The sequence below is a fragment of the Actinomadura rifamycini DSM 43936 genome, assembly GCF_000425065.1.
Lineage (GTDB): Bacteria > Actinomycetota > Actinomycetes > Streptosporangiales > Streptosporangiaceae > Spirillospora > Spirillospora rifamycini.
Genome location: NZ_AULB01000009.1, coordinates 276,175 through 286,144, shown reverse-complemented (window position 1 = coordinate 286,144; position 9,970 = coordinate 276,175). Strand labels below are relative to the sequence as shown.

Sequence of the window (9,970 nt, the reverse complement as noted above, 5' to 3'; positions counted from 1 at the left end):
CCGTGAGATACCTCCTGTTCGCCGGGGTGCTCGTGCTCACCGGAAGCCTGTCCGGATGCTCCCTGCAGACGCTCTCCGCCACCGCGGGCCCGCTCACCCTGACCGGCGAGTTCGCGGACGTCCAGAACCTCGTCGCCGGGCACGCCGTCAAGATCGCGGACGTGGAGGTGGGGTCGGTCTCCGGCATCGCCCTGGTGGGCGGCGGCACCGCCGGCTACCGCGCCCGCGTCACCATGTCGATCAGGGACGGGGTGGAGGTCCCCGCCGGGACGACCGCGAAGATCACGGTGACGTCCCTGCTCGGCGAGAACTACGTCCAGCTGCGGCCGCCGCGGGGCCGGCTGGACCGGGGCCCCTTCCTGCCGGACGGCGCCCGGGTCGCGTCGGCCGGCACCGCCCCCGGGTTCGAGGACGTCGTCGGCGGCGCCGCCCCGCTGGTCGGGGCGCTCGCCGCGGGCGACGCCCCCGGGATCGTCGACACCGCCGCCACCGCCCTCGCCGGGCGCGGCCCGGCGATGAACGCCATGGTCGGGGACGCCGCGACGCTGCTGGCGACGTTCGAGCGGCACCGCGGGGAGCTCGCCCGCGCCGTCGACGACCTGGCCGAGCTGGGCGAGCGGCTGGCCGCCCGGGAGGAGTCGCTGGACCGGCTGCCGGGACGCCTCGCCGACGCCACCCGGGTGCTCGCCGGCGACCGCGAGCGGCTCCTCGCCGCCGTCCGCTCGCTCTCCGACACGGCGAAGACCGTCAACGACACCGTCCTGATCGGGTACACCGACGAGCTGCGGAACCTGGTGGAGCGGCTCGGCCCGACCTTCCAGGTCCTGGCGGACGACCGGACGCGGCTCGGCACGCTGATCACCCGCCTCCAGGAGTTCGTCGAACGCATGCCCCGGCAGGTCTACAACGGGCAGCTCCTCGTCTACACGGTGATCAACTTCGACGGGTCGGCGACCGGCGCGGGCGCCGCGGCGCCGTCGACGCTCGCCGGGCTCGTCGACATGCTGGGACCCCGGCCGTGACCCGCCGCGTCCGCCTCAACCTGGCGGTCTTCGCGCTCCTCGCGGTCGTCCTGTCGGTGTGGGCGGTGCGCAACGTGCTCGAGTTCGACCCGTTCGCGCGCCCCTACCGGATCACCGCCCGGTTCGAGCGGTCGCCGGGGCTCCAGCCCGGCTTCGACGTCACCTACCTCGGCGTGGCGGTCGGGAAGATCGGGGCCGTGCGGCTGGAGCGGGGGGCGGTGGCGGTCGACCTCACCATCGAGAAGGGCGAGCGGGTGCCGCGCGGCGCCACGGCCGCGGCCGGCCTCAAGTCCGCGATCGGCGAACCGTACGTGGACCTCGCGCCCGCGCGGGGCCGGCTGGACGCGCCGCCGATGCGTCCCGGCACCGTCATCCCGCTGTCCCGGACGAGCGTCACCCGCACCTACGGCGACCTGTTCGAGGCCGTGACCGACGCCGTCGACGGGCTCGACGCGCGGAACCTCCGGATCGTCACCCGGGAGCTGGCGGACGGCCTCGAGGGCCGCGGCGGCACGCTCCGCGCGACCGTCGACGGCGCCGCCCGCCTCGCCGGCACGTTCGCCGAGGACACCCGCGTCCTGGACGGCCTGATCGGCGACCTGAGCGCGCTGACCCGCACGCTCGCGGCGAAGCGCGGCGAGCTGGCGGCGGGCGTGTCCGCGACCGCCGGCCTCACCTCCGCCCTCGCCGACGTCGAGGCGGACCTCGCCCGCATCCGCGACGGGTCCCCCGATCTGGCGGCGAAGGTCGCCGCACTGCTGCGCGCGTCCGAGCCCGCCGCGCGGTGCGCGCTCGGCGCCTTGGGCAACGCGCTGCCGACCGCCCTGTCGGACGGCAACGTCGCCGCCCTCGCCGAGGGGCTGGCGTGGTCGCCGCGGCTCGCGGAGGCGATGCGGGGCGCCGTCACGTTCGTCGGCGGCCAGCCGAACCTCAACATCAACTTCGTGATCACGCCCGGGCCGGTCGAGGGCGCGGTCGAGTACCGGAACCTCGCGCCGCTGCCCGGCATCCCGCCCGTCCCGTCCTGCGCGGGCGTCGACCCGCCCGCGGCGCACAAGCCGCCGAAGCCCGAAGCCTCGGCGGCGCCCGGCACCGGCACCGGCGCGGACACCGGACCCGCCACGGCGGCGCGGACCGCGGTTCCGGCGGGCCACGGAACCGATGCGGGCCGCGACGACGGCACGCCGTGGCCCGTCTACCTGCCGCCGGCCGTGGCCGGCCTGATCCTGCTGCGCGTCGCCCTGGGCATGCTCGGGGCGGCCCGGCGCCCGTCCTGGAGGAGGAGAAGCCGATGAAGGGCGAGACCGCGGTCTACGAGTACGGGCTGACGCTCGGCCCGGCCGACGAGAGCGGACGGAACGGGAGCGGGCGGGACGGGAGCGCGCGAGACGGGGACGAGCGGGACGGCGGCGCCGCGCGGCCCCGGCGGCGGACCGTCCCCGGGCTCGACGGGCGGCGGCCGCCGAAGGTCCCGCCCGCGATCCTCGCCGCGTCGTTCGGCAAGGGCGGCGGTGAGGACGCCGGCAAGGACGGCGACGAGGGCGGGAACGGAGACGGACCCGCGAAGGGCGCCGCGAAGCCCGCGGACGCCGGGAGCGGCGCGCGCGCCCGCGGGCCGCGCGTCCGGCTCGCGCTGCGCATCGTCCCGGCGGCCGCGCTCGTCGCGGTGAGCGCCGCCCTCGGCGTCGTCTGGCAGGACAAGAGCGAACTGGCGCGCGAGGCGGAACTGCGCCGGGACCTGGCGAGCGCGGCGGGCAAGGTCGCGGACACCTTCTTCAACTGGGACCACCGGCGGATGGACGAGTCGTTCGCGGCGAAGTACCCGCTGCTCACCGAGAAGGCCGCGGACGCGATCCGGCCCACCGCCGCGAGCCTCACGAGCTACTTCACGAAGAACAAGGTCAGTTCCGAGGCCCGCATCCACGGGATCTACCCCGGCGAGATCGAGGACGGCGCCGCGAACGTGCTGGTCGTCATCAACACCAAGGTGACCACGGCCGAGACCGTGCAGAGCAACAACGGGGCCACGGTCGCGCTCAGCATGGAGCACGCGTCGGGCCGGTGGCTGGCGGGCAACATCACGCTGCTCAGCCCCGGGGCGGAGTCCGTCACGGACGAGAACGGCGAGCCGCTGCCCGGCGGGGACGGCGCGGAAGGCGCGGAAGGCGAGCAGGGCGCGGACGGGTCGGCGGGCTCCGGGCTGCCGGGCGGGCTCCCGTCCACGGGACGGCCCTAGCCGCGGGGCGTGTAGCGTTCCAACGGACCCGATCGACCCAGTGCTCAAGGGGGAGCCCACGCATGCGCACGCACGGCTGGCGGGGCGACCCTCCCCGGGACGACGACGAGGCCCGGCGGCGGATCATCGAGGCGATGATCCGGTGCGTGGACCGGTACGGCGCGCGCAAGGTCGGCTTCACCCAGGTCGCCGAGGAGCTCGGCGTCACGCGCGCGACCGTGTACCGGTACTACCGCAACATCGAGGAGCTGATGAAGGCGGCCGGGCTGGCCGCGGCGGACGAGTTCGAGGCGCGGATCGCGGCGGAGCTGGCCCACCTCACCGACCCGGCCGCGATCGTCGTCGAGCTGTTCGCCCGCGCCGTGGAACGGCTCCCCCGCGAGTCGTACGTCGGGATGCAGCTCACCAGCGGGCACACGGCCAGCCTCGGGTCCGACATCCTCTCCGAGGCCGCGCTGGCCGAGATGAAGGCGTTCCTCCTCCGGCTGCGGATCGACTGGGCGGCCCTCGGCTACGGCTCCGCCGACCTCGACGGCCTCGCCGAGTTCTTCATGCGGCTGCTGTTCTCCTTCCTCGCGGTGCCCGAGGCCGCGCGCGCCGATCCGCGCGCGTTCGCGCGCCGCTGGATCGTCCCGGGGCTCCTCGCCGGCGCGGGCGCCGGGGCGCCCGGGGCGTCCCGGGCGTCCTAGCGTCCGTCCCGGCCCGTCACCGGCCCGTCTCCGGCCCGCCCCGGCGCGCGGCGCGGACCGTGCGCGCCGGGGCGGGAGTCCGGCGGCGCGCCCTCACCCGATGACGAGCGGCAGGGTCTCCCAGCCCCGGACGGTCGAGGTCTGCGCCAGCCGGGCGCCGTCCCAGTCCACGTCCCAGCGCGGGAAGCGCCGGAGGATCTCCTCCAGCGCCACCCGGCCCTCGAGCCGGGCGAGGGCGGCGCCCAGGCAGTAGTGGACGCCGAGGCCGAACGTCAGCTGCTGGCCCACCTTGCGGCGGACGTCGAACCGGTCGGGGTCGGGATACCGGCCCGGGTCGCGGTTGGCGGCGGCGACGATGAACATCATCGCGCTGCCCTCCGGCACCGTCCGTCCGTGGTACTCCACGTCCTTCGTGACGTACCGGGCGATGAACGGCCCGGGCGGCTCGTACCGCAGCACCTCCTCGATCGCGCCGGGGATCAGCGCCGGGTCGTCCACGAGCGCCTCCCGCTGGTCGGGGTGCCGGGCGAGCACCGAGCCGAGCCAGCCGATGAGCCGCCCCGTGGTCTCGTTGCCCGCCCCCGCGACGACCGTGGTGTAGGTGAGGGCCTCGTCGTGGGTGAGCGTGCGGGTCCGTCCGTCCTCGTCCTCGAACTCGGTGGTCAGCAGGCGGGTCATGAGGTCGTCGGACGGGTGCTTCGCGCGCCATTCGATGTAGTCGCGGAACAGCTCGCTGCTCATGATCGCCATGTCCTGGAGGTCCATCTGCCCGCCGGCCTCGGTGCGCAGGCTCGCGTCGGCGGAGTCGCGGATGGCCTCCTGGTCGGCCTCCGGGATGCCCAGCAGCATCCCGATCACCCGCATCGGCAGCTCCGCGCCGACCTCGCGGATCAGGTCGAACTCCGACGCGCCGACGAGCGGGTCGAGGGTGCGGACGCAGTAGTCGCGCACCCGCGGCTCCAGCTCGGCGATGCTGCGCGGGGTGAACACGCGGACGAGGAGGCGGCGGTGGACGTCGTGGATCTCGGGGTCCTCGAAGATGAGGGTGCCGGGCGGCATCTCGATGCCGGACTTGACCATCTCCAGGATGCCGCCGCGCGCCGAGGAGAACGTCCGCCAGTCGGGCAGGCCGCGCTCGATGTCGTCGTACCGGCTGACCGCGTAGAAGTCGTGCTTCTCGTTGTAGTACAGCGGCGCCTCCTCCCGGAGCCGCCGGTAGGTGGGGTAGGGGTCGCGGGTGAACCTGGTGTCGTAGGGGTCCCAGTAGAGCGGCTCGTCCGTGTGCACGTGCCCTCCTCGCGTGTCGGTGGACGTGAGCGGCGCGCGTCCGGTCACTTGAGCATCGAGCCCGCGTCGATCGGCAGCGGCACCCCGGTGATGTAGCGGCTCTCGTCGGAGGCCAGGAAGAGGACCGCGTTGCTGATGTCCTCGGCCTCCACCCACGGGACGGGCAGCGCGTTCATCATCTGCGAGATCGGCGCCATGTCCTCCCGGGTGGGGTTCTCCAGGTCGGGGCGGAACATCCGGTAGGTCAGGTCGTTCATCAGCATCGGCGTGTTCACCTGCGTGGGGTGGACGGAGTTGACGCGGATGCCGTACTGCGCGAGCTCCACCGCCATCGAGCGCATCAGGCCCACGACGCCGTGCTTGGCGGCGACGTAGTTCGCGATGTTCGGGTGGGCCTTGAGCCCGCCGACGGAGCTGGTCAGGACGATGGAGCCGCCCCGCTCGCCGTCGATGACGTGCGGGATCGCGGCCTTGCCGGTGTGCCAGACGCCGGTGAGGTTGACGTCGATCGAGTCGCGCCAGAGCTTCGCGTCCATCTTGTGGATCTCGTCGCCGGAGGCGGCGAGCCCGGCGTTCGCGACGACGATGTCGAGCCGGCCGAAGCGGGCGACGCCGTCGTCCACCGCGGCCTTCAGCGCGTCGAAGTCGCGCACGTCCGCCCGCGTGGCGGCGATCTTGCGTCCGGTCGCCTCGACCAGGGCGACCGTCTCGGCGAGGTCCTCGGGGGTGGACATGGGGATCGGGACGGTGTCGATCTGCTCGCAGACGTCGACGGCGATGATGTCGGCGCCCTCCTGCGCGAGGCGCACGGCGTGGCCGCGCCCCTGGCCGCGCGCGGCGCCGGTGATGAAAGCGACCTTGCCTTCGACTCGTCCGGGCATGGGGGTCCTCTTCTCTCTTCGGAAGGGGCGGCGGAGGTTCAGCCCGACGCGCCGGCGGCGGACGGGTCGGCATCCGGGCCGGCGTGCGGGTCGGCGTGCGGGCCGGCGGGGGCCGTCCGCGCCGCCGTCCGGACGGCCCTGAGGATGCCCTGGTAGCCGGTGCAGCGGCACAGGTTGCCGGACAGGGCCTCGCGGATCTGCTCGTCGGTCGGGTCGGGGTTGTCGCGCAGGAACGCGGTCACCGACACGACGAACCCGGGCGTGCAGAACCCGCACTGCAGCCCGTGCTCGTCGCGGAACGCCTCCTGGACGGGCGACAGCGCGCCGTCCGGCGCGGCGACGCCCTCGACGGTCGTGACGTCCGCGTCGTCGGCCTGGACGGCGAACACCAGGCAGGCCCGCACGGCCTCGCCGTCCAGCAGGACCGTGCAGGCGCCGCACACGCCGTGCTCGCAGCCCAGGTGCGTCCCGGTGAGGCCGCAGCGTTCCCGCAGGAAGTCGGCCAGGGTGAGGCGGGGCGGGACGGTCGCGCGGCGGGGCACGCCGTTGACCCGCACCCGGATGTCGGCGTCAGGCATGCGCGGCCTCCCGGACGGCTCGTCGCCAGGCGCGCGCCGTCACGGCGGCCCCGACGTGTCTGCGGTGGTCGGCGGACGCGTGCAGGTCGGCCGGGACCGCGTCCAGCCCGGCCACGGCGGCGCGCCCCACCTCGTCGGCGGTGACGTCGGCGACGGCGGTGCCGGTCGCGGCCTCCTCCGCCGCGGCGGCGCGCAGCGGCGTCGCGCCGAGGCCGAACAGGCCGATGCCGCAGCGCCGGACCCGGTCGGCGGCGTCGAGCTCGACGGCGACGGCCGCGCCCGCGATGGCGAAGTCGCCGCCGCGGCGGGCGAACTCCTCGATCGCGAAGCCGCGGCGGCCCCGCCACACGGGGAAGTCGACGGCCGTCAGCAGCTCGTCGTCCGCGAGGTCCGTCGTCCACATGCCGGTGAAGAACCGGTCGGCGGGGACGGTCCGCGCGCCGCGCGGCGACCTGGCGTGCAGCAGGGCGCCGAGCGCCAGGGCGACCGCCGGGTACTCGGCGGCGGCGTCGGCGTGGGCCAGCGACCCGCCGACGGTGCCGCGGTTGCGGATCTGGAAGTGCCCGATCAGCGGGGTCGCGCGGGCGAGCAGCGGCACGGCGCGGGCCGCCTCGGCGGACCGCTCGATCGCGGTCTGCGTGGTGCAGGCCCCGACCCGCAGGACGCCGTCGCGCCCGTCGGCCGGGCCGTGCTCCGCGACGCCGCGCAGCCCGGCCGTCCGGCGCAGGTCGACCAGGTGCTCGGGGACCGCCAGGCGCAGCGCGAGCATCGGGACGAGGCTCTGCCCGCCGGCGATGACCTTCGCGTCCTCGCCGAGGTCCGCCAGCATCGCGACGGCCTCGCCGACGTCGGCGGGGGCGTGGTGGTCGAACGCGGCGGGCTTCATCGCGGCACCGTCCCGTCCGCGGCGCGCACCAGCGCCGCGATCGACTCCGGGGTGAGCGGGAGGCGGGTGATCTCCGCGCCGAACGGGGCGAGGGCGTCGGCCACCGCGTTCACCACCGCCGGGGGCGCGCCGATCGCGCCGCCCTCGCCGACGCCCTTGTAGCCGCCGGGCCCCGCGGCGGGGGTCTCGACGTGCCCGTACTCGATGGCGGGCACGTCGCCCGCCGTGGGGAGGAGGTAGTCCATGAACGTGGTCGCGACGGGGTTGCCGTCGCCGTCGTAGGCGAGGTTCTCGTACAGGGCGCCGCCGATGCCCTGGACGACGCCGCCCGCGATCTGGCCCTCGACGACGTTCGGGTTGATCATCGGGCCGCAGTCCTCGCCGACGATGTAGCGCAGCAGCGTCACCGCCCCCGTCACGACGTCCACCTCGCAGGTGCACACGTGCGTCGCGTTCGCGAAGATCACCGGTGTGCCGGGGTGGTACCGGCCGCTGTGCTCCAGTCCCGGCGGGACGCCGGGCGGCAGCGCGTCAGGCTGGAAGTAGGCCAGCTCGGCGATCTCCGCCAGGGACACCTCCGCGCCGGGGACGCCGCGCACCCGCGCCCGTCCGCCGGCCAGCTCGACGTCGCCCCGCGCGGCCTCGAGCCGGTGCGCGGCGATCGCGGTGATCCGCTCCCGCAGCACGGCCGCCGTCTCGCCGACGGCGCCCGCGGTCATCGACCCCGACCGGCTGCCCGCCGCGCCGCCGCCGAACGGGGTGACCGCCGTGTCGCCCTGGATCGTGCTGACGTCGGCGATGTCCACGCCCAGCGCGTCCGCGGTGAGCTGCACGACGGTGGTCTCGATGCTGTTGCCGCTCGACCCGCCGGACACGTAGACGTTCACCTTGCCGGACGGCTCGATGCGGATCGTCGCGCCCTCGGTGGCGTGCAGCGCCATCGCGGCCGTGGTCGGCTCGACGTAGGTGCAGGTGCCGACGCCGAGGTACCGGCCCTCGGCGCGGGCCCGCTCCTGTTCCTTGCGGAACTCCTCGTAGCCGAGGACCTCCAGCGCCCGCTCGAACGTCTCCAGCGGCGTGATGTCGCTGTACGGCATCCCGTTGGGGTTGGTGTACGGCAGCTCGTCCCGGCGCAGCAGGTTCCGGCGGCGCAGCTCGGCGGGGTCGAGGCCCATCCGGCGGGCCGCGACGTCCAGCAGCACCTCGCGGGCGAGCGACTCGAGCTGCCACGGGCCCCGGTAGGCGTTGCGCCCGACGGTGTTGGAGAACACCGACGTCGACGTCCAGGCGGCGCGCGGGACGCGGTAGGGGCCGGGGAAGAACATCCCGACGGCCGCGGCCGTGCCGACCGGCCACGGCACCGGGTACGCGCCGACGTCCTGCACGTGGTCGACGGCCGCCGCCAGGATCGTCCCGTCCGCGGCGAAGGCGAGCCGGGCGTCGGCGTGCTCGTGCCGCGACTGCCCGGCGGACATGAGGTTCTCCCGCCGGTCCTCGATCCACTTGAGCGCGCCGGGCACCTTGCGGGCGGCCAGCATGACGCACATGTCCTCGCGCTGCGGGACGACCTTCTGCCCGAAGCCGCCGCCGGTGTCGCGCATCACCACCCGGACGCGCTGCTCCGGGAGCCCGAGCAGCCGCGAGCAGAACAGGCGGACCTCGTGCGGCGACTGCGTCGCGGCCCAGATCGTCAGCTCGCCCGTCGGCGCGGACCACTCGGCGACCAGCCCGCGCGTCTCGATGGGCACCTGCGCGTACGCCTGCTGGCGGATCGTCTCGCGCACCACGAGCGCGGCGCCGTCGAAGACCGGGGCGAGCTCGTCGGCGGGCGGGCCGCCGAGCTCGCCCGCGACGTTGCCGGGGTAGCCCTCGTGGACGAGCTCGCCGGACGCGCGCGCGGCGGCGTAGTCGGCGACCGGCGGCAGCGGCCCGTAGTCCACGGACACCAGCTCGGCGGCGTCCTCGGCGACGTAGCGGTCGGCGGCGACGACCAGGGCGACCGGGTCGCCGACGAAGCGGACCTCGCCCTCGGCCAGCGGCGGGCGCGGGGTGTCCGGGACGTCCCGGCCGATCAGCGTGTACCACTGCTCGCGGACGTCCGGGTTGAGGTCCGCCGCGGTGAACACCGCGTGGACGCCCTCGAGCGCGAGCGCCTCGGCGGCGTCGACACCGAGGACGCGGGCGCGGGCGAGCGGGCTGCGGACGAAGCAGGCGTGCAGCATCCCGGGCCGCACCACGTCGTCGACGTACGTGCCGCGGCCGGTGAGCAGCCGGGGATCCTCCACCCGGGGCACCCGGGCGCCCGCGTAGCGCGCCGCGGCCGCCCGCGCTCCGGTCACCGGTCCGGTCCGGGGGGTCGGGGTGGGACGTGTGCCATCCGGGCCTCCTCGA

General features: G+C 75.4%; 9 protein-coding genes. 4 read left to right on the top strand and 5 right to left on the bottom strand.

All coding sequences use genetic code 11. The annotated features are described in order from the left end of the window. The first annotated feature begins 2 nt into the window (after positions 1-2). The 4 genes from H505_RS40515 (at position 3) to H505_RS0108110 (ending at position 3,947) form a co-directional block, all read left to right on the top strand. Positions 3-1,022, top strand: coding sequence for an MCE family protein (locus H505_RS40515; protein ID WP_051300418.1), 1,020 nt, complete (start codon positions 3-5; stop codon positions 1,020-1,022). After that, positions 1,019-2,317, top strand: a complete 1,299-nt coding sequence (locus H505_RS47405; protein ID WP_051300417.1) for an MCE family protein — start codon at positions 1,019-1,021, stop codon at positions 2,315-2,317. Before H505_RS40515 ends, H505_RS47405 begins: the two co-directional genes overlap by 4 nt. Next, positions 2,314-3,258, top strand: a complete 945-nt coding sequence (locus tag H505_RS0108115; protein ID WP_026401588.1) for a hypothetical protein — start codon at positions 2,314-2,316, stop codon at positions 3,256-3,258. The genes H505_RS47405 and H505_RS0108115 overlap by 4 nt, the downstream gene beginning before the upstream one ends. A 62-nt stretch (positions 3,259-3,320) precedes the next feature. Beyond that, entirely contained in the window at positions 3,321-3,947 is a 627-nt protein-coding gene (locus H505_RS0108110) for a TetR/AcrR family transcriptional regulator (RefSeq protein ID WP_026401587.1), read from the top strand. Between the two features lie 93 nt (positions 3,948-4,040). Here H505_RS0108110 and H505_RS0108105 read toward each other — a convergent pair whose 3' ends face one another. The 5 genes from H505_RS0108105 to H505_RS0108085 are packed head-to-tail and all read right to left on the bottom strand — an operon-like array spanning position 4,041 to position 9,918. Then, complete coding sequence (locus H505_RS0108105) at positions 4,041-5,234, bottom strand: cytochrome P450 (protein ID WP_026401586.1); 1,194 nt, start codon at positions 5,232-5,234, stop codon at positions 4,041-4,043. Positions 5,235-5,278: 44 nt separating this feature from the next. After that, positions 5,279-6,115 carry a mycofactocin-coupled SDR family oxidoreductase gene (locus tag H505_RS0108100; RefSeq protein WP_026401585.1) on the bottom strand — a complete coding sequence of 279 codons (837 nt, stop codon included), beginning with the start codon at positions 6,113-6,115 and terminating at the stop codon, positions 5,279-5,281. Between the two features lie 38 nt (positions 6,116-6,153). Continuing rightward, positions 6,154-6,693: a (2Fe-2S)-binding protein gene (locus H505_RS40505; RefSeq protein ID WP_169528805.1), complete on the bottom strand. Its 540-nt coding sequence runs from the start codon at positions 6,691-6,693 to the stop codon at positions 6,154-6,156. Further along, complete coding sequence (locus H505_RS0108090; RefSeq protein WP_026401584.1) at positions 6,686-7,579, bottom strand: FAD binding domain-containing protein; 894 nt, start codon at positions 7,577-7,579, stop codon at positions 6,686-6,688. Before H505_RS0108090 ends, H505_RS40505 begins: the two co-directional genes overlap by 8 nt. Beyond that, positions 7,576-9,918 carry a xanthine dehydrogenase family protein molybdopterin-binding subunit gene (locus tag H505_RS0108085; RefSeq protein WP_026401583.1) on the bottom strand — a complete coding sequence of 781 codons (2,343 nt, stop codon included), beginning with the start codon at positions 9,916-9,918 and terminating at the stop codon, positions 7,576-7,578. The genes H505_RS0108090 and H505_RS0108085 overlap by 4 nt, the downstream gene beginning before the upstream one ends. Between the last annotated feature and the right edge of the window lie 52 nt (positions 9,919-9,970).

Coding starts and splice junctions, on each gene's coding strand:
- H505_RS0108115 (WP_026401588.1), top strand. CDS start 2,314: ATGAAGGGCGAGACCGCGGTCTACGAGTACGGGCTGACGCTCGGCCCG.
- H505_RS0108110 (WP_026401587.1), top strand. CDS start 3,321: ATGCGCACGCACGGCTGGCGGGGCGACCCTCCCCGGGACGACGACGAG.
- H505_RS0108090 (WP_026401584.1), bottom strand. CDS start 7,579: ATGAAGCCCGCCGCGTTCGACCACCACGCCCCCGCCGACGTCGGCGAG.
- H505_RS40505 (WP_169528805.1), bottom strand. CDS start 6,693: ATGCCTGACGCCGACATCCGGGTGCGGGTCAACGGCGTGCCCCGCCGC.
- H505_RS0108100 (WP_026401585.1), bottom strand. CDS start 6,115: ATGCCCGGACGAGTCGAAGGCAAGGTCGCTTTCATCACCGGCGCCGCG.